The following is an 18066-nucleotide window of genomic DNA, read 5'->3' on the forward strand; positions in this document are numbered from 1 at the left end:
GTGATGAGAGTCCTCCGCGACAGCTGGCTGGTCTTCCAGCGGAGCATGGGCCAGACCCTCCGAAACCCGGTGTGGGTCGTGGTCGGGCTCATGCAGCCGATCTACTACCTGTTCCTCTTCGGCCCGGTGTTGAAGAAGGTCGCCGAGTCGTCGCCCGACTACGGCGGCAACGCCTACGACATCTTCGTCCCCGCGCTGCTCGTGCAGATGGCGCTCTTCGGCTGCGTCTTCGTCGGCTTCGGCCTCATCGCCGAGCTGCGCTACGGGGTCATCGAGCGGATGCGCGTGACCCCGATGAGCCGGCTGTCGATGCTCCTCGGCCGGGCTGGCCGCGACATCGCCGTGCTGCTCTTCCAGTCGGCGCTGCTGGTGGTGATGTCGATCCCCTTCGGCCTGCACATCACCGCGACCTCGATCGCCATCATCAGCGTCCTCCTGGTGCTCATCGGGCTGGGGATGGCCTGCCTCTCCTACGGCCTCGCGCTCAAGCTGCGCAGCGAGGACGCGATGGCGCCGCTGCTCAATGCCATCTTCCTGCCGATCATGCTGCTCAGCGGCATGCTGCTTCCTCTGAGCCTGGCTCCCGCCTGGTTGCAGGGGGTGGGCCACGCCAACCCGTTCTACTACGCGGTCGAGGCGGCCCGGAAGGCGTTCCAGACCCCGGTCGCGGGCGGAACGGTCCTGGGTGGCATCGCGGTCGCCGCCGCTCTCGCCGCCGTCACCATCACCTGGGCGGCCCGCTCCTTCGGGCGGTCGGTGGCCTAAACCGGTCCCAGCGCGATCACCATGTCCTGGTGCGGCCTGCCGAGATAGTCGGCAGGCCCACCCAGGGCGGTCCAGCCGAGGCGGCGGAAGAAGCGCACGTTGGCCACCTGCACGTGGGCGCGCATCACCCGGCCGCCGCGCTCGCCGGCGGTGCGCACCGCGTAGCGCACCAGCGGTTCGGCGACGTGGCGGGCCCGGTAGGCGGGCAGCACGCTGAGCCGGTCGCCCACCCAGACGCCCTCGCCGTCGAGGTCGAACAGCCGCACCGTCCCCGCCACCTCGCCGTCGCAGAAGCCGAGCACGTGGAGGGTCGTCGGGTCGGCGTCGCGGTCGTCGAGGTCGGTGATCGCGAAGATCCCCTGCTCGTCGACGAAGACGCGCTCGCGGATGCGCAGGTGCACCTCGAGCTCGCCCGGCGAGGCCACCGGCCGGCAGTGGACGGTGGGCGGGCTAGTGGAGAGGGCGAAGGGGGATGCGCTCGAGGTCGTCACCACCGCTGCTCCGTTCCATGACTCCCATCACCGAGCACGCCTGGCAGCGGGCGCAGCCGGCGCGCACCGTCCCGGAGCTGATGCCGCGGGCCTGGAGGTGCGGCACCACCCGCCGGTAGATCGCGTCCATCCGCTCCGCCGGCGGCGGCGAGCACGCCTCCATCAGGCTGCCCGGCACCGGCCGCAGCGGCACCACGAAGGGATAGACGCCGAGGTCGATGGCGCGCAGGCAGCCCTGCACGGTGACCTCGGGGTCCTCGCCCATGCCGATGATCACGTAGGTCGAGACCTGGCCGCGGCCGAAGAGCTCGACCGCCCGCTCCCAGGCGGCGAAGTAGCCCTCGATGCCGGTGCGCGCCTTCGCGGGGGCGATGCGGGCGAGCACCGCGGGGTCGAAGGACTCGACGTGGATGCCGACCGAGTCGACGCCGGCGTCGTGGACCCGGTCGAGCGCCGCGAGGTCGCCCGGGGGCTCGAACTGCGCCTCGATGGGCAGGCCGCTCGCCTCCTTGATCGCCGCCGCGCAGCGCGCCAGGTAGAGGGCGCCGCGGTCGGGGCCGTGGGTGCTGCCGGTGGTGAGGGTGACGTCGACCGCGCCGTCGAGGTCGCGCGCGGCCACCGCCACCGCGGCGAGGTGCTCGGGTCGCTTCACCCGCACCGTGCTCCCCGCCTGCAGGGTCAGCTCGATGCCGCAGAAGTGGCACTGGTCCTCGGTGTCCCAGTACGCGCAGGTCTGGATCACCGTGCTCGCCAGCGAGTCGAGGTGGAGGAGGGCGATCTTCCAGTAGGGGATGCCGTCGTCGGTGGTGAGGTCGTAGTACCGGGGACGCGCCGGCGCCGCCGCCGAGGCGAGGCGGACGCCCCCGCGGTAGATGCCCCAGCCCTCGTCCTCGCGTCGCATGGTGTACGGCGACCCGGCGACGTACGCGGCCGTCACCGGGACGGTCACCGGCACCCCCTCGACGTGGATCATCCCCGCGTCGGAGGGGCCCGCGCCGCCACGCCGGGCCTCGACCGGCCCCTCCAGCCGCACGCCGCGGCTCTGCAGCTCGGTGAGCAGCCGTCCCAGGTCGGGCGTCACCGGAACAGTGGCCATGCGCGCCTCCTCGCGACCGGACAATTCCACAAACTTTGGAAGACGACCGTTCACCAAAGGAAAACAGAATCTTGCCCGCGGCTTCGCACCGTGTCAAGGGTGCCAGGGCCCCGGCGTCACTCCTGCTCGAGATACCGGCGCAGCTCCTGGGTGGCCTTCGTCCAGGACTCGGCGTCGGCGAAGGTGCGGGCGTCCTCGACGGTGGTGCCGGGTGCGTGGTCGCCGCTGCCGGGGTCGAGACGCAGCCGCTGGAGGCCGTACTCGGGGCGCCCGGTGGCCGGGTCCGGGTCGATGTACAGGTGGAGGGCCTCGCCGCTGCGGACGTGCATCTCCAGGCGGCGGTGGCCGGTGCGCTCGGGGCGGCCGCTCTCGTGCAGGACCACCCAGGCACCGCCCCGGTCGCGCGCCTCGGAGATCAGCCGCAGCGCACGCAGCCGTTCCAGCGCACCCAGGATCTCCCGGTGCCGGATGCCGAAGGCGGCGCCGGCGATCAGCCCCAGGTCGAGCTCCTCGGCGGCCATCCCGGTGCGCGCCAGGAGGCCGTCGAGGGTCTCCGGCGCCCGGGGGAAGGCGGCGGCCAGCTCCTCCACCGCGGTGTGCGCGCGGAGCTCGTCGGCGAACGCGCGGACCAGCAGCCCGGCGCGCTCGTAGAGGTCCGGACGGACCATCACGACGGGGTAGAGGCGGGCCTCGTCCTCCCGCCACCGCCGCACCAGGGCGGCGATCTCCTGTTCATTCATCCGAGTACCCGGCGTGTACTATGTTCAACGCCTTGTCCTCTATCATGCACACGACCGGAAGGGGGGCGCCGAGCGCGCCGGGTCCCATCCGTGGCCCAGGCCCAGCATGAGGCACACGGTCGTGCTGGCGCTGGGCGGCAACGCCCTCACCCCTCCGGACCAGTCAGGGGCCTGGGAGCAGCAGCGCGCCAACGCCGTGCCCCTCGCCCGCGCCGCCGCCGCCCTTCTCCACGCCGGCTGGCGGGTGGCGATCAGCCACGGCAACGGCCCCCAGGTCGGCGCTCTCGCGCTGCAGCAGGAGGCGGGCGCCTCCGGCGTCGCCGCCCAGCCGCTCCACGCGGTGGGGGCGATGACCCAGGGCCAGATCGGCAGCCTGCTGGCGATGGCGCTCGCAGAGGTCTGCGACGGCGGCGTCTCGGTGGTCTCCGTGGTCACCCACATGGTGGTGGCCGAGCCGGCGCCGGGCGCGGTGCCGACCAAGCCGATCGGCCCCTTCTACCCGCGGGAGCGGGCGCTGGAGCTGGCCGCGGAGCGGGGCTGGGCGGTGGTCGACGACGCCGGCCGGGGCTGGCGGCGGGTGGTCGACTCCCCCGAGCCGCTGGAGATCGTCGAGGCGCGGGCGGTCCGCGACCTCGTCGATGGCGGCCACCTGGTGATCGCGTGCGGCGGCGGCGGCATCCCGGTGACCCGCCGCGACGGCCGCCTCGACGGGGTCGAGGCGGTGATCGACAAGGACCTCGCCGCCTGGCGGCTGGCGGTGGAGCTGGGGGCGGGCGTGCTCGCGCTGGTCACCGGGGTGGACTGCGTCAGCCTCGACCACGGCACCCCTCGCGAGCGGGCGATCACCGAGATGTCCCTGGCCGAGTCGGAGGCACTCGACAGCGCCGGGCACTTCCCCCCGGGGAGCATGGGTCCCAAGGTGGCCGCCGCCCGCCGCTTCGTCCGCGACGGCGGCGAGCTCGCGGTGATCACCTCGGCGGAGCACGTGCTCGAGGCGGTCGAGGGACGGCACGGCACCCGCATCGTCGCCGGCACGGGCACCGTGAGGGCGTCGGCTTGAGCTCCGCGCCGGTGGCGCTGCTCACCTACTCGACCAAGCCGCGGGGCGGGGTGGTGCACACCGTCGAGCTCGCCGAGGCGCTCCACGACGCCGGCCGCCCGGTGCACATCGTCACCCTGGGCGACCCCGACCAGGGCTTCTACCGCCCGGTGCGGGCGCCCCACACCATCCTCCCCGCGCCCGCGTCCGCCGCCACCCTCGAGGAGCGGGTGACCGCGGCCGTCGACGCCCTGGCGGAGGGCCTGGCCCCGCTGGCGGGACGCTTCCGGATCCTTCACGCGCAGGACTGCATCGCCGCCCGGGCGGCGGCGCGGGTGCGCGACCAGGGGGCTCGAGCGCTGGTGGTGCGCACCGTCCACCACGTCGACGACTTCACCACCCCCGCGCTGATCGACTGCCAGCGGCGGGCCATCCTCGAGCCCGATCACGTGCTGGTGGTCAGCGAGCAGTGGCGCCGGCTGCTCGGCGAGGACCCCGGGGTCGAGGCGGAGGTGGTCCCCAACGGGGTCGACGCCGAGCGCTTCTCCGGCCCGGGCGCCGTGGACCCGGCGGAGTTGCGCGCCCGGGTGGGGGCCGAGGGCCGCTTCCTCTTCCTCACGGTCGGGGGGATCGAGCCGCGCAAGGGCAGCGCCGAGCTGCTCGAGGCGATGGCGGCGCTGTGCGGCGAGGCGGGGCCATCGCCGGTGCTGGCGGTGCTCGGCGGCCACTCGTTCCAGGACCACTCCGCCTACCGCGAGGCGGCGCTGGCGCGGGCCACCGACCGGGGCCTCCGGCTGGGGACCGACGTGGTCGTGCTCGGCACCGTGCCCGACGCCGAGCTGGTGGCGTGGTATCGGGCCGCCGACGCGTTCGTGCTGCCCTCGACCCGGGAGGGGTGGGGGCTGGCGGTGCTCGAGGCGCTGGCCGCGGAGCGGCCGGTGGTGGCCAGCGACATCGAGGTGTTCCGCAGCTATCTGACCGACGGCGAGACCGCCCTGCTCGCGCCCGCCGGCGACGCCGGGGCGATCGCCGCGGCGATGCGGCGGCTGGTCGCCGACCGCGGGCTGCGCGAGCGCCTCGCCGGCGCCGGGCCCGCGGTGGCGGCGCGCTACAGCTGGGCGGCGAGCGCTCGTCGGCACGGCGAGATCTATGACCGCCTGGCGCCGGTGGCGCCCCCCGCCCGCTGGGCGGGACGCTTGGCCGCGCGCCGGTAGGAGCCCGGCTCAGTCGCCCTGGCGCTTCCTGCGGGGGGCGGCGGTGCGCCGGCGGACGGCGCGGGCGGCGGTGCGCGGCACCGCGGTCAGCTGCACCAGCCGGGTCCCGGCCGGGCGGCTGCGCAGGTGCCACACCGCGGCCAGACCGGTGGCGATCGCCACCATGACGAAGATCCCGGTGAAGGCGAGCGCCAGCAGCCAGTGGGAGGGGACCGCGATCGCGATCACCACCGTGGTGAGGCCGACGACGGCGAACGCCCCGGCCGCGGCGAGGGCGGCGACCGCGAAGAGGGTCGCCTGGGCGGCGGCCTCCTGCCGGGGCGTGTCGGACGGCTCGAGGGTGCCCAGGGGCGCCTCGGTCTCCTCGTCGACGACGGTCAGCGGGGGTGGGCGCTTGTTACCCCTTGACCCGGCAAAGCTATCAAACATGCTATCAGGCATCGTGATGACGAACACTACCATGACTCCTGACACAATGCGAGCACTTCGAGGAGATCGAGGCATGTGGTGCCCGTAGCCGACGCCGTGGTCGTGGGCGCCGGCCCCAACGGGCTGGTGGCGGCGGCGCTGCTCGCTCGGGCGGGCTGGGACGTCGCCGTCCTGGAGCGCGCCACCGAGCCCGGGGGCGCGGTGCGCAGCGGCGAGGTCACCCTGCCCGGCTACGTCCACGATCTCTACTCCGCGTTCTACCCGATGCTCTGGGCCTCGCCGGTGCTCGCCGAGCTGGGGCTCGACCGGCGGGTCGAGTGGGCCGGCTTCGAGGTGCCCGCCGGCGCCGCGGTCGCTCCCGGACGGGCGGCGGTGATCCACCGCGACCCCGAGACCACGGCCTCGCGGCTGGGGGGCGTCGACGCCGGGGGCTGGCGCCGGCTGATGCGCTGGTGGGAGGCGGCGGGACGGCCGCTGCTCGAGACCCTGCTCGCACCGCTGCCGCCGCTGCGGCCGGCGGCGGGGCTGGTGCGGCGCACCGGGGTGGCCGGGGCCCTGGGCTGCGTCCGGCTGATGCTCGAGCCGATGGAGTCGGTGGCCCGCCGGCTGCTGGTCAGCGACAGCGCACGGGCGCTGCTCGCCTGCGGGGTCACCCACGGCGACGTCCCCGTCGACGCCTGCGGCAGCACCCCGGCGGCGCTGATGCTCGCGGTCACCGGGCAGGCGCTGGGGATGCCCATCCCCACCGGCGGCGCCGGCCGGCTCACCGCGGCGCTCGTGGACGTGCTGACCGAGGCGGGTGGGCGGCTGCGCACCGCCACCGAGGCGCGCCGGGTGCTCGTCGAGCGGGGCCGCGCCGCCGGGGTGGAGACCGCCGCCGGCGAGCGCTGGCGGGCGCGGCGCGCGGTGGTCGCCGACCTCGACGCCGGCCGGCTGCTCCTCGACCTGGTCGGCGCCGAGCGGCTGCCCGCCTCGGTGCCGGCGCGGCTGGCCCGCCGTCGCCACGGCAGCGGCATGTTCAAGCTCGACCTCGCCCTCGCCGGCACCGCGCCCTGGGCGGCGGAGGAGCTGCGCGACTGCGGCGTGGTCCACCTCTGCGGCGACCTCGACACCACCGCGGAGGCGCAGCACCAGGTGGGCCGCGGCCTGCTCCCCGCCCGCCCCCAGCTGATCTGCGGGCAGCAGTCGCTCGCCGACGCGAGCCGCGCGCCCGCCGGCGGCGCCACCCTCTGGGTCGAGTGCCACGTGCCCGGGGCCCCGCGCGGGGACGCCGCCGGCGAGATCGGCGGCGAGGGCTGGGCGGCGCTGCGCGACGGCTTCACCGAGCGGGTGCTCGCCCGGCTCGAGGAGCACGCCCCCGGGCTCCGGTCGCGGCTGCTCGGGATGGCGGTGCGCTCGCCCGCCGACCTCGAGGCGGAGAACCCCAACCTGGTCGGCGGCGACGTCGCCGGCGGCTCGTACGCGCTCGATCAGCAGGCGGTCTTCCGGCCGCTGCCGGGGTGGTCGCGGTACCGGATGCCGCTCGCCGGTCTCTACCTCTGCTCCGGCTCCACCCATCCCGGCGGCGGGGTGCACGGCATGGGTGGCCGCAACTGCGCCCGCCGCGTGCTCGCCGACGCCGGCGCCGGCCGGGTGCTGGCCCGGCTCGGACGGCGACGGGATCGGGGCGAGCCCGCCGCCGAGCTCTGAGCCATATCAGCCGCCCAACAGGGAGTCGACCACCGCTGGGAGGACCATCAGGTCGGGGATCACCGCCGACGCCAGGCCAGGGTCCTCGGAGCCGTGGTCGCGGTTCACCCAGACCGACGGCACCCCCAGCCGGTGGGCGGGCGCGATGTCGTGGAACCAGCTGCAGGCGGCGTGGACCCACTCCCCGGGCGCCGCTCCGGAGAGCTCGCGGAAGCGCTCGAAGTGGGCGGGTCCGGGCTTGTAGCTCTCCACGTCGGCGGCGGTCACCACCAGGTCGATCTCCACCGGCAGCCGCTCGCGGGTGGCGGCGAAGAGGTCGGGGTCGACGTTGGAGAGCACCGCGAGCCGGTATCCGGCGTCGTGGAGCGCCCCCAGCGAGGGGCCGACGTCGTCGAACACCGGCCACTCCGGGAGGCTGGCGGCGAGCGCCTGGTCGGCGCCCGCGCCGAGCTCGATCCCGGCGATCCGCGCGCTCCGCCGCAGCCCCTCGGCGAGCACCTCGCGGTAGCGGCGGAAGGGCCGCTCCGCCTGCACCTCGGGCTCGACCCGCTCGTAGACGGCGCGCAGCTCGGCGCCCCGCCCGGGGGCGACCGACTCCATCGCCGCGGCGATGCCGCGGTTCCAGTCGACCAGGGTGCCGTAGCAGTCGAAGGTGACCCAGCCGGGTGCGCTCATGCCGCGGATTGTGCGCTCAGCCGAGGTCGGGGCGGCAGCCGTGCTCGCGGGCCACGGCCTCGAGGCTGCGCTGGGGAACCACCGGCACGCCGTAGCCGGCGGCGACCCGGCGCACCACCGATTCCGACGCCCACGGGCTCTGGGCGGCGCGCTCGGCGGCCCAGTCGGCGTCGGGCTCGACCCGGGCGAGGTAGCGAGCGAGCATGGCCTCGCAGCAGCCGCGGTCGGGGGCCGACAGCGCCACGATCCGGGCCCGGCCGGCGCGCCAGCCCTCGCGGTGCAGCACGACCCGGTCTCCCCAGCCCATCACCGCGCCGAGCACCGCCCCCAGCGGGTGCAGCCCGAGCGCGGTGGCGACCGCGTCGGCGGCCTGGCCGACGGCGGTGTCGTCGAGCTGCCACCAGGCGTACAGCCCGCACTCGCAGCGTTCGTCGGGGGGGTCGTGGGGCATCCGGCCGAGGCCGCACGCCGCGGTCTCATTCGCCGACCGCCAGGCGGAGTGGGGGAGGACCTGGCTGCGGAGCACGACCGCGCCCGACGCCTCCTCGGCGGCGATCCAGGCGCGCACCCCGGCGACGGGGCCGTCGAGCGCCGGCGCCGGCCCGGGCTCGGCGCGGCGGGCGCTGGCGCGGAAGAGGCGCACCTCCGGCTACGCGCGGACCGGCTCGCCTCGCTCCTCGCGACGCGGCGCCGGGTCGCGTTCGCGGCTGGGTGCGGGAACCCGCTCGGGCAGCGGCACCCGGGAGGGCTCGGGGACCTCGACGGTCCTCACCGGCTTGCTCAGGAAGCCCATCGCGCCCGCCCTCCAGTCGGCCCGACCTCGACGGTACTCAGGATACCGGCGGGCCGGCGGCGACGACGATCCCGGCTTCGACCCGGGTGGCGTCGGTCTGGCCGGCCAGGGTCATCGCGTTCGCGGTCTCGGCGGCCAGCCGGCGCAGCAGCGCCCCCACCCCCGCCTCGCCGCCGAGGGCGAGCGCCCAGAGGTAGGGCCGCCCCACCAGCACCGCCCGGGCGCCGAGCGCCAGCGCGCGGAGCACGTCGGCGCCGCTGCGCACCCCGCCGTCGACGTACACCTCCAGCCCGCCGGCGATCGCCGCCACCACCTCGGGCAGCGCCAGCGCGGGCGGGATCGCGCCGTCGAGCTGGCGGCCGCCGTGGTTCGAGACCACCACCCCGGCCACCCCGGCGGCGGCGGCGCGGGCGGCGTCGTCGGGGTGGAGGATGCCCTTCAGCACCACCGGCAGAGCGGTGGCGGCGACGATGCGCTCGACCCCTGCCCAGTCGAGCCCGAGATGGGTGGCCGCCCCCGAGCTCACCGCGGTCGATCCCGCCGCCTCCGAGAAGGCGGCGGCGTCGCCGAGCCCGCGATAGCGCACCCCCCAGACCGGGGCGTCGACGGTGATCACCAGCGCGCCGCAGCCGCACTCCTCGGCGCGGCGCACCCGGCCCAGGGTCACCTCCGGATCGGGGTCGGCGTAGAGCTGGAACCAGGCGCCGGCGGTGGCGTGGGGCACCACCTCCTCGAGGGGCAGCGAGCTGTGGGTCGAGACCACCATGACCGTGCCTGCCGCCGCCGCCGCCCGCGCCGTGGCCGCCTCGGCGTCGGCGTGGGCGAGGCGGTGGAAGGCGCAGGGCGCGAGCAGCACCGGGAGCGCGACCGGAGTGCCCTGCACCGTGGTCGCGGTGCTCACCGTGGCGACGTCGACGAGCACCCGCGGTCGCAGCCACCAGCGCTCCCACGCCCGCGGATTGGCGGCGACGCTGGTCTCCATCCCCGCTCCCGCGGCGTAGTACGCGTAGGCGATCGCCGGCAGCCGCTCGCGCGCCGCCGCCTCCAGCGCGGCCGGGTCCCAGGGCAGCTCCCCGTTCATGCTGACGATGCTGCCAGCGGAGTCGCCGCTGGCGCATCCCCCGGCATAAGCTCGACACCTCTGGGAGGAGGTCAGGGGGAGGGTCGTCGATGCCCGCGCTGTTCCGTCAGGTGCTCGACCCGGCGCACAACCTGGGGCTGACCTCGCTGCTGGCGCTGGTGCCGGTGGTGGCGCTGCTGGTGATGCTCGCCGCCCTCCGGGTCACCGCCTGGCTGGCGGCGGTGATCGGATCGGCGGTGACGCTGCTGCTCGCGGTCACGGTGTGGCAGGCGCCGGCCGGCCCCGCGCTGCGCGCCTACGTCTACGGGAGCGCCACCGGGGTGCTCGCCGTCGACTGGATCACGTTCTGGGGCGTGGTCATCTTCAACACCCTGGTGGTCACCGGGGTCTTCACCACCTTCCAGCGCTGGCTGGTCTCCCAGGCGACCGCCGACGTGCGGGTGCAGGCGATGCTGCTCGCCTGGGCCTTCGGCGCGCTGCTCGAGGGGCTGGTGGGGTTCGGTTACCCGTGGGCGGTGGTGGCGCCGATCCTCGTCGGCCTGGGGATCGCCGAGCTCGACGCCATCCGGGTCGCCGCCATCGCCAACAACGCGCCGGTGTCCTTCGGTGCCCTGGGAGCGCCGATCATCGGCCTCGCCGCGGTCACCGGCCTGCAGACCTCGGTGCTCGCCGCGTCGGTGGGGAGGGTGGTGGCGGTGCTGGCGCTGCTGCCGCCGTGGATCCTCATCTACCTGGTCAGCGGGCGCCGCGGGCTCCGCGACGGCTGGCCGCTCGCCGTGGTCGGCTCGCTCGGGTACGTCGCCGGCCAGCTGCCGGTCTCGCAGCTCTTCGGTCCCTACCTGCCCGACGTGGTCGGCTCGCTCACCTGCTTCGCCTCACTGCTGCTGCTGCTGCGCTTCTGGCGGCCCCGCGAGGTGCTCGGCTACCGGGGCGTCCCCCTCCACGGCGCCGCCGCGACCCAGGAGGCGGCCGGGCTGCCGGCGCGGCGGGTGCTCGGCGCGGTGCTGCCCTTCCTCATCCTGATCGCCGTCGTGGTGGCGTGGACCGGCCCCTGGTCGGCGCGCTTCGCCGGCTACGTGGTGCGCCGCTTCTCGGTCTCCGCGGGCTCGTCCATCACCGGCGCGAAGCCGGTGGTGGTGGCCTTCGCGCTCCAGCCGTTCGTCGCCGGCACCGCCATCCTCGCCGCCTGGGTGCTCATCGCCGTGGCGCTCCGGCCCGGCGGCGCGGCGATCGCCGAGGCCTTCCGGCGCACCGCCCGGCAGATGTGGGGGGCGCTGCTGGTCGGCGTCTTCATCTTCGGCCTGGCCTTCGTCTTCAACTTCGCGGGGATGGGCAACTCGCTCGCCTTCGGCCTCAGCCGCATCGGGAAGCCCTTCCTCCTGCTCGCCCCGGTGCTGGGCTGGATCGGCGTCGCCCTGTCGGGGAGCAACACCTCCACCAACGCCCTCTTCGGCGGGTTCCAGCTCACCGTCGGGCGGCTGCTCCACCTCCCCGTCCTGCTCCTGCCCACCCTCAACTCGGTGGGGGCGGAGGTGGGGAAGCCGGTGGCGCCGCAGACCGCCAGCGTCGGCGTGTCCACCAGCAGGTACGTGCGCAACGAGGGGGCGGTGATCCGCCACAACCTGCCCTGGACGCTGTTCCTGCTCGGCTACCTGGTGATCATCGGCGCGGTGTTCTACCTGGTCGCCCCGCAGGCCTTCCGGTAGCCGGCCGGCTCACATCCCGCGCAGACGGAGGTAGCGGAGGAAGCTGGGAACGATCAGCACCCCGAGTCCCGCGACGACGAGGACGACCAGAATGATCAGCACGATTCCCATCGGTGTGTCCTCCCCGTGTCAGTGCCGGTGCTCTCCCGGCGCCGGACCGGCGCCCGTCGGGACCCGTCAACAGCCCGGCTGACCGGGGTGCCCGCAGCAGCCGTGGCGCAGCGCCCGCAGCCGGTTGGCGAGCAGCGGCCTGAGCTTCGCGGGCCAGGGAGGCCCGGCGCCCAGGTTGGTGACCAGGTCGCGGCCGCGCTCGCGGAGCTCGTCGAGGATGCCGGGCATGGCCGGGATGGTGCCACGGCGCGGCCCTCTCTAGCGAGGGGTCGTCCCGAGGCCGCCGCTCTGCAGATCGGCGGCCGTGCCCTCGTCCTCGAAGAGCCGGAGCTGCTCGACGGTGCGGGCCCGGCGCACCAGCTGGCCGCCCGCCATGGTCGCGGCTGCGGCGAGGAGACCCAGGTACCACCCCGGGCCCGGCCCGATCGATACCGGACCGACCGTGACCGACGGATTGTCGACCCAGAAGAGGAAGCAGCCGAGGAGCTCGACGCCTCCGAGCGCGGTGTAGAGGCTCCGATCCGAGACGGTGAGCCGGGGCAGCCCGTCGGCGTCGCCGAGGAGCCCTCGGACCACCAGCAGGCACACCGTCGCGGCCAGGCCGCCGAAGCTGAGCCAGGCCCAGCCGTGCAACCCGGCGGACGCCGCCGGCGGCTGCAGTGCGCAGAGGGCGCCGCCGGCGCACGACACCGAGGTCCAGTCGAGGAGCAGGGCCACGGCCATCACCACCGAGGCGACCGCGACCACCCATTCCCCCTGGCTCCACCTCGGGAGGAACCTCCACGGATCCCGCGGCGATGTGCTCATCATGTCCGCACCCCCTCTTAATGATATTGACACTATATCATCGGCGCTCCGGCGCCAGGGTCAGGGGGTCGGGATCGCCTCCTCCGCCAGCCAGGGCCGGAGCAGCCCGGTGAGCGCGTCGGGATTCTCCATCGGGAGCATGTGGCCCGCCCCGGCGACGACCAGGGGCGGCTGCCGGAGCGCGCCCGGGATGGTGCCGGCGAGCCAGCGCGCGGTCTCGACGAACTCGGGGAGGTCGAGGTCGCCGACCACCACCAGGGTGGGGGTCTCGATCGCCGCCGCGGCCGCCACCACCTGCCGTCCCAGGCCGCGCGGCGCCGGACCGGTGAAGGTGCTGAGGTCGTTGGCGCCGACGATCTCCCGCAGCCGCGCCGCCACCTCGGGGATCGCCCGTGCGGCGGCGAAGAGGCGGTCGCCGAGCCAGGCCTCCCGGGCCACGTCGGCGCCCTTCTCCCGGGCCAGCAGGAACGGCGCCGACCAGGTGCTCATCGCCTCGATCGGCATCCAGGCGTCGACCAGCACCAGGGTGTGCAGCCGCTCGGGCAGGCGGGCGGCGGCGGCCACGGCGTCGAGGCCGCCCAGCGACATCCCCACCAGGTGACAGCGGTCGACACCGGCGTGGTCGAGCACGCCCTCGAGGTCGTCGACCGGGTCCCAGCCCTGGTGGAGTGGGGCGGAGAGCCCGTGGCCGCGGCGGTCGACGGCGAGGCAGCGGTGGGTGGCGGCGAGGGCGTCCACCTGGGCCGCCCACATCCGGCGGTCGAGGGTGACGCCGTGGAGGAGAACGACCGGCTCGCCGCCCTGCAGGCTGTCGTCGTAGTGGATTCCGGCGGGGGTGACGGGCATGGCGGAGAAGGTATCAGGGCGCCAGCACCGTCGACGCCAGCCCGGCGGCGGCGCCGGTGAGGATGGCCACCGGCTGGGCGGTCGGGCGGGCGAGGAGGAGGAGGAGCGCGAGCGCCGCCCCGACCACCTCTGCGGGGCCGGTGAGGGTGGTCCGCGCCAGGGCCACCGCGGCGGCGGCGATCAGCCCGATCGCGGCCGCGAGCACGCCGTGGAGCGCGGCGCGCGCCGCCGGCCGGGTGCGCACCGCCGTGGCCACCGCGCCGGCCACCTGCACGTACACCACCGAGGGCGCGAACACCGCGAGCGCCGCCACCACCCCGCCGGGGATGCCCGCGACCTGGACGCCGAGGAAGGCGGCGGTGGCGAAGACCGGTCCGGGGGTGGCCTGGGCGACCCCGAAGGCGTCGGCGATCTGGTGGTCGGTGAGCCCGAAGCGCCCTCCCACCAGCTCGGCGTGGAGCAGGGGCAGGAGCACGTAGCCGCTGCCGACGGCCAGCGCCCCGATCTTCAGGAAGGCGAGGCCGAGGGGCAGGAGCGTGCCGGTCCCCCCCGCCGGTGTGGCGGCGATCAGCAGCGCCCGGACCCCACCCCGGCGACCGCGGGTCAGCGCCGCGGGGTCGAGCAGCAGCACGCCGGCCGCCGCGGCGGCGGCGAGGACCGGGACGGGCGCGGCGCCGAGCAGGCTCGTCACCCCGGCGGCGGCGCCGATCAGCCCGGTCCGCCGGCCGCGGAGGCCCAGCCGGGAGAGGTCGAGGACCGCCCGGGCGAGGATGGCGACCACCGCGGCGTCGACGCCGAGGAGCGCGGCGGCGATCTGCCGGCGGCCGGCGAGGTGGAGATACAGCTCGCCGAGTGCGAGCATGCAGAGCACCGCCGGCCCGATGAAGAGCACGGCCGTCAGCGCCATCCCCGCCCAGCCGGCGCGCAGCCTCCCGATCAGCAGCGCGAGCTGGGTCGACGCCGGACCGGGGACCAGGTTGCAGGCGGCGAAGAGCTCGCCGAACCGGGCGGCGTCGAGCCAGCCGCGGCGGCGCACCACCTCCCGCTCCATCAGCGCGACGTGGCTCGCGGGGCCGCCGAAGGCGGTCCACCCCAACCGCCCGAAGACCGCCGCAACCTCGGCGAGCCGCGAGCGCCCGGCGTCCTCCACGCGGCCATGATGGCGGTCGCCGGCAAGTCTTCACCGGGTCTTCATCGGATCCGCGCAGCTCCGGGTGGATGCTCGGCGGATGCACGATCCGACCCCGGTGCCGGCGGGAGCGCGGGCGCTCGCCGGCCGCGCCCTGCGGCTGCGCCGCCGCGCCGCCGGCTGGGACGTGCTCCGCCCGTATCTCGACGCGGTGAGCGCGCTCGCGGCGGTTCTCTTCCTGATGTCCGCCGCCGACCTCGACACCCCGGTCCCCTACCTCTGCGGCGCCGCCGCGCTGCTCGCCGCCCTCGGGGCCGAGCTGGCGCGCTGAGCCGCGCCGGTCAGCCTCCCTTCCGGCCGGGACCGCCGCCGGGACGCGCCGCGCGGCCGGTCAGCTCCCGCCGCGGCGCCCCCGCTCCGGCGGCGCCCTGGCCGGCCATCGACGCCTCGGGATCGACGGCGCCGCCCGGCGGCACGTCGATGCCGGCGGTGCGGCGGACCGCGTAGGGGGGTCGCTGCCCGACCTCGTGGTAGATGCGGATGAGCAGCTCGCCGAGCAGGCCCATCGAGATGAACTGCACCCCGATGATCACCAGGAGCACGCTGAGCACCAGCAGCGGGCGCTCGGCGATGCCCGCGCCGGAGACCACCTTGTAGACCAGCAGCCCGGTGAGGGTGGCGCCGCCGATCAGCAGGCTGACCAGCCCGAGCAGCCCGAAGAACTGCATCGGCCGGGCGATGTAGCGGAGCAGGAACCGCACCGTGAGCAGGTCGAGGACGACGCGCAGGGTGCGGGTCAGCCCGTACTTCGAGGCACCCCGGGTGCGCGGCCGGTGGTTGATCGGCACCTCCGCGACCCGCGCCCCGGCGAGGCCGGCGAGCGCCGGGATGAAGCGGTGCATCTCGCCGTACAGGTGGAGCTGCCGCACCACGTCCGAGTGGTACGCCTTGAGGGTGCAGCTGTGGTCGTGCAGCGGGGTGCTGGTGATCCGCGAGATCAGCCGGTTGGCCAGCCTCGAGGACAGCCGGTGGTCCCGCCGGTCCCGCCGCCAGCCGCTGACGACGTCGTAGCCCTCCTCCATGGGGGCGAGCAGGTGGGGCAGGTCGCGGGGATCGTTCTGCTGGTCGCCGTCCATCGGCACCACCGCCCGGCCTCGCGCGAAGCGGAAGCCGGCGCTGATCGCGGCGGTCTGCCCGAAGTTGCGCCGGAACTGGATGACCCGCACCCGGGGGTCGCGCCGGTGCCAGGCCAGTGCCCGGTCGCCGGTGGAGTCACTGCTGCCGTCGTCGACGAGGATCACCTCGGCCGACTGGGGCATGGTGTCGAGCACCGCGAGCAGCTCCTCGACCGCGGGGTCGATGTTCTCCTCCTCGTTGTAGAGGGGGACGACCACGGTGAGGTCCAGGCCTCGCTGCGGCGGGGCCCGGTCGGGAGCCTGGGTGGGGGTCTCGACGGCCATCTCCCTCTGATGATGCTGCTTCGCCCGCCGCATGTGTCATCGCATCGGAGAAAGGAGGAGGGCGGCGACACCCGGTGTCGCCGCCCTCGGCCGGTCGTGATCCGTCTGACCACGCCCGCGTCCACGACCCGTGGGAGGGTCGGGCGACGTCAGCTTCGCCCAACCCCCCCGATGGATCGTGATCAGTCGCCGGTCTTGGACTTGGCGCTGCCGCCGGTGGACTTGGCCGAGCCGCCGCTGCCGCCCTTGCCGCCGGTGGCCGTGCCGCCCTTGGCGCCGCTGCCGCCGTCGCCGGCGCCGCCGCACGCGGTGTTCCCGGTGCTGCCGCTCACCGACGAGCCACGGTTGCCGCTCATCGACGAGCCGCTCGCGCTCGAGTTCTGGTTGGGGTTGCTGCCCGGGCTGAGAACCGGCACGAACAGGTTGTTCAGCAGGTTGGTGCCGTTCAGCAGCTGGTTCTGGCCGCCCAGGATGTTGTTGAGGTCGTTGCTGGCGATGCCACTCAGCACGCCGCAGGCGATGCCGTTGCCGCCGGTGCTGCTGCCGCCGGCGCCGCCGGACGACTTGGCCGACCCGCCGGCGCCGCCCTTGGACGACGAGTGGGCGCTGCCACCCTTCGCCTTGGCTGCGTGGCTGGTCATCGTCATCGCCGAGCCGCCCAGGACTGCGGCGGTGGTGATCGCGGCGATGCTCATGATGCGGATCAAGATGTATCCCTCCCTGTTGCCGTCGGATCAGCCTTGCGGATCCGGGCAGTGACCGTTGCGTCTCTCCCTACGTTCGGGTCCGCCGGAACCTTGCAGTTTTCAGAAACCTGGGTTGACGGAGTTCACGGGCCCCCAGGTCGAGATCGGGCGCGCCCTCCCCCGACTCCTCCCCCCACAGGGTGATTGACCCTCACCTGAGAGCCCGCAGACAATGCCTCGACACGGGGCGCGGCCCCGGGTCACGGGACACGGTGCATGGCTGAGCTGGGCCGGCGGGTCCTCATCGGGGGGCCATACTTCGAGGACCTGGCTCACGGCCGGGTCTTCGATGACGCGCCGTCGGTCACGCTCACCGACGGGCTCGCCGCGGTCTCCCAGGCGATCTTCGGCGATCGCCTGCGCCTGCCCCTCGACGCCGGCCTCAGCGCCGCGGTCACCGGGGGCGGGGCGGCGCTGGCGCATCCGATGCTGGTGTGCAACGTCGTCATCGGCCAGAGCACCGGCCCCTCCCAGCGGGTCCGGGGCAACCTCTTCTACCGGGGCCTGGTGCTGCTCCGCCCGGTGTTCATCGGCGACACCCTCCGCACCCGCACCGAGGTGGTCGGGCTCCGGCAGAACGCGGTGCGCGAGGGCCGGCCGGCCACCGGGGTGGTGGCGCTGCGGGTCCGCGCCGAGAACCAGCGCGGCGAGCCGGTGCTCGACTTCTGGCGCTGCCCGATGCTGCCGCTCGCCGACCCCGGGGTGCGCACCGGCCACGCCGACGGCTTCGACGACATCCCCGCGGACCTCGAGCCCGGACGGGTGGCCGCGGCGGTGCCCGGGGGGTGGCGGCTCGACGCCTTCCGCGTGGCCTGCCCAGGCGAGCACTTCGCCGCCCTCGTCGAGGGCACCGTCTACGAGGTCGAGAGCCGCGACACCGTCAGCTGCGCCCCGGAGCTCGCGCGGCTCACCCTGAACATGGCGCAGACCCACACCGACGCCGGCGCCAGCGCCTACGGCCGCCGGCTCGTCTACGGCGGCCACACCATCTCGGTGGCCGCGGCCCAGCTGGTGCGGGCGCTGCCCAACCTGGTGACCATCCTCGCCTGGCGGCGCTGCGACCACCTCGCGCCGGTCTTCGAGGAGGACCTGCTCCGCTCCGAGGTGGAGGTGGCCGGGCTCCATCCTCTCGACGGCGGCGGCGGGCTGGTCGAGCTGCGGGTGGTGGTGCACGCCGCCCGGGACGCCGCCGCGGGCGCCGAGGAGGTGCCGGTCCTGGACTGGCGGCTCTGGGGCCTGATGGCGTGAG

21 protein-coding genes are annotated in these 18066 nt (G+C 75.2%); 7 read left to right on the top strand and 14 right to left on the bottom strand.

The features are described 5' to 3' along the window. The first annotated feature begins 3 nt into the window (after positions 1-3). Positions 4-765 (top strand): ABC transporter permease, encoded by a 762-nt coding sequence (locus tag VGL20_11425; protein ID HEY2704291.1) that lies wholly within the window; start codon positions 4-6, stop codon positions 763-765. Here VGL20_11425 and VGL20_11430 read toward each other — a convergent pair. The 3 genes from VGL20_11430 to VGL20_11440 form a co-directional block, all read right to left on the bottom strand. Continuing rightward, positions 762-1256: an MSMEG_0567/Sll0786 family nitrogen starvation N-acetyltransferase gene (locus VGL20_11430; protein HEY2704292.1), complete on the bottom strand. Its 495-nt coding sequence runs from the start codon at positions 1254-1256 to the stop codon at positions 762-764. The two genes, VGL20_11425 and VGL20_11430, sit on opposite strands and share 4 nt — an antisense overlap. Continuing rightward, complete coding sequence (locus tag VGL20_11435) at positions 1216-2352, bottom strand: MSMEG_0568 family radical SAM protein (protein HEY2704293.1); 1137 nt, start codon at positions 2350-2352, stop codon at positions 1216-1218. Before VGL20_11435 ends, VGL20_11430 begins: the two co-directional genes overlap by 41 nt. A 116-nt stretch (positions 2353-2468) precedes the next feature. Further along, complete coding sequence (locus VGL20_11440) at positions 2469-3092, bottom strand: hypothetical protein (protein HEY2704294.1); 624 nt, start codon at positions 3090-3092, stop codon at positions 2469-2471. 106 nt (positions 3093-3198) lie between these two features. Here VGL20_11440 and VGL20_11445 point away from each other — a divergent pair, with 106 nt between their 5' ends. Next, complete coding sequence (locus VGL20_11445; protein HEY2704295.1) at positions 3199-4152, top strand: carbamate kinase; 954 nt, start codon at positions 3199-3201, stop codon at positions 4150-4152. Next, the gene (locus VGL20_11450) at positions 4149-5345 is read left to right on the top strand and encodes an MSMEG_0565 family glycosyltransferase (GenBank protein ID HEY2704296.1); all 1197 of its coding nucleotides are present in this window, start codon (positions 4149-4151) and stop codon (positions 5343-5345) included. The genes VGL20_11445 and VGL20_11450 overlap by 4 nt, the downstream gene beginning before the upstream one ends. Positions 5346-5354: 9 nt before the next feature. Here VGL20_11450 and VGL20_11455 read toward each other — a convergent pair whose 3' ends face one another. Continuing rightward, complete coding sequence (locus tag VGL20_11455; protein HEY2704297.1) at positions 5355-5774, bottom strand: hypothetical protein; 420 nt, start codon at positions 5772-5774, stop codon at positions 5355-5357. Positions 5775-5852: 78 nt separating this feature from the next. Here VGL20_11455 and VGL20_11460 point away from each other — a divergent pair, with 78 nt between their 5' ends. Continuing rightward, a complete protein-coding gene (locus VGL20_11460) occupies positions 5853-7463 on the top strand; it encodes an NAD(P)/FAD-dependent oxidoreductase (GenBank protein ID HEY2704298.1) in 1611 nt (536 codons plus the stop codon). A 6-nt stretch (positions 7464-7469) separates the two neighbouring features. On the opposite strand, the gene VGL20_11465 is transcribed toward VGL20_11460, so the two are convergent. The 4 genes from VGL20_11465 to VGL20_11480 are packed head-to-tail and all read right to left on the bottom strand — an operon-like array spanning position 7470 to position 10012. Beyond that, positions 7470-8138 carry an HAD family hydrolase gene (locus VGL20_11465; GenBank protein HEY2704299.1) on the bottom strand — a complete coding sequence of 223 codons (669 nt, stop codon included), beginning with the start codon at positions 8136-8138 and terminating at the stop codon, positions 7470-7472. Between the two features lie 16 nt (positions 8139-8154). Then, positions 8155-8781, bottom strand: a complete 627-nt coding sequence (locus tag VGL20_11470) for a hypothetical protein (protein ID HEY2704300.1) — start codon at positions 8779-8781, stop codon at positions 8155-8157. A gap of 6 nt (positions 8782-8787) precedes the next feature. Continuing rightward, positions 8788-8931 (bottom strand): hypothetical protein, encoded by a 144-nt coding sequence (locus tag VGL20_11475; GenBank protein HEY2704301.1) that lies wholly within the window; start codon positions 8929-8931, stop codon positions 8788-8790. 37 nt (positions 8932-8968) lie between these two features. Continuing rightward, on the bottom strand, positions 8969-10012 hold the full coding sequence (locus VGL20_11480; GenBank protein HEY2704302.1) for an alpha-hydroxy acid oxidase: 1044 nt from the start codon (positions 10010-10012) through the stop codon (positions 8969-8971). A 98-nt stretch (positions 10013-10110) separates the two neighbouring features. Here VGL20_11480 and VGL20_11485 point away from each other — a divergent pair, with 98 nt between their 5' ends. Further along, positions 10111-11718: an L-lactate permease gene (locus VGL20_11485; GenBank protein HEY2704303.1), complete on the top strand. Its 1608-nt coding sequence runs from the start codon at positions 10111-10113 to the stop codon at positions 11716-11718. 177 nt (positions 11719-11895) lie between these two features. Here VGL20_11485 and VGL20_11490 read toward each other — a convergent pair whose 3' ends face one another. The 4 genes from VGL20_11490 to chrA all read right to left on the bottom strand — a co-directional run bounded on the left by VGL20_11490 (position 11896) and on the right by chrA (position 14632). Continuing rightward, a complete protein-coding gene (locus VGL20_11490) occupies positions 11896-12057 on the bottom strand; it encodes a hypothetical protein (protein HEY2704304.1) in 162 nt (53 codons plus the stop codon). A 30-nt stretch (positions 12058-12087) separates the two neighbouring features. After that, positions 12088-12576, bottom strand: coding sequence for a hypothetical protein (locus VGL20_11495; GenBank protein HEY2704305.1), 489 nt, complete (start codon positions 12574-12576; stop codon positions 12088-12090). A 120-nt stretch (positions 12577-12696) separates the two neighbouring features. Further along, positions 12697-13482, bottom strand: coding sequence for an alpha/beta fold hydrolase (locus VGL20_11500; GenBank protein ID HEY2704306.1), 786 nt, complete (start codon positions 13480-13482; stop codon positions 12697-12699). 13 nt (positions 13483-13495) lie between these two features. Further along, positions 13496-14632, bottom strand: coding sequence for a chromate efflux transporter (gene chrA, locus VGL20_11505; protein HEY2704307.1), 1137 nt, complete (start codon positions 14630-14632; stop codon positions 13496-13498). Positions 14633-14711: 79 nt separating this feature from the next. Here chrA and VGL20_11510 point away from each other — a divergent pair, with 79 nt between their 5' ends. Beyond that, a complete protein-coding gene (locus VGL20_11510; protein ID HEY2704308.1) occupies positions 14712-14942 on the top strand; it encodes a hypothetical protein in 231 nt (76 codons plus the stop codon). Positions 14943-14952: 10 nt separating this feature from the next. On the opposite strand, the gene VGL20_11515 is transcribed toward VGL20_11510, so the two are convergent. Both VGL20_11515 and VGL20_11520 read right to left on the bottom strand, forming a co-directional pair. Further along, positions 14953-16071, bottom strand: coding sequence for a glycosyltransferase family 2 protein (locus tag VGL20_11515; protein ID HEY2704309.1), 1119 nt, complete (start codon positions 16069-16071; stop codon positions 14953-14955). Positions 16072-16253: 182 nt separating this feature from the next. After that, the gene (locus VGL20_11520) at positions 16254-16778 is read right to left on the bottom strand and encodes a hypothetical protein (protein HEY2704310.1); all 525 of its coding nucleotides are present in this window, start codon (positions 16776-16778) and stop codon (positions 16254-16256) included. Positions 16779-17033: 255 nt separating this feature from the next. Here VGL20_11520 and VGL20_11525 point away from each other — a divergent pair, with 255 nt between their 5' ends. Next, positions 17034-18065: a MaoC family dehydratase gene (locus VGL20_11525; GenBank protein ID HEY2704311.1), complete on the top strand. Its 1032-nt coding sequence runs from the start codon at positions 17034-17036 to the stop codon at positions 18063-18065. The last annotated feature ends 1 nt before the right edge of the window (position 18066 follow it).

This window comes from Candidatus Dormiibacterota bacterium, from assembly GCA_036495095.1.
In the GTDB taxonomy this organism is placed as follows: domain Bacteria; phylum Chloroflexota; class Dormibacteria; order Aeolococcales; family Aeolococcaceae; genus CF-96.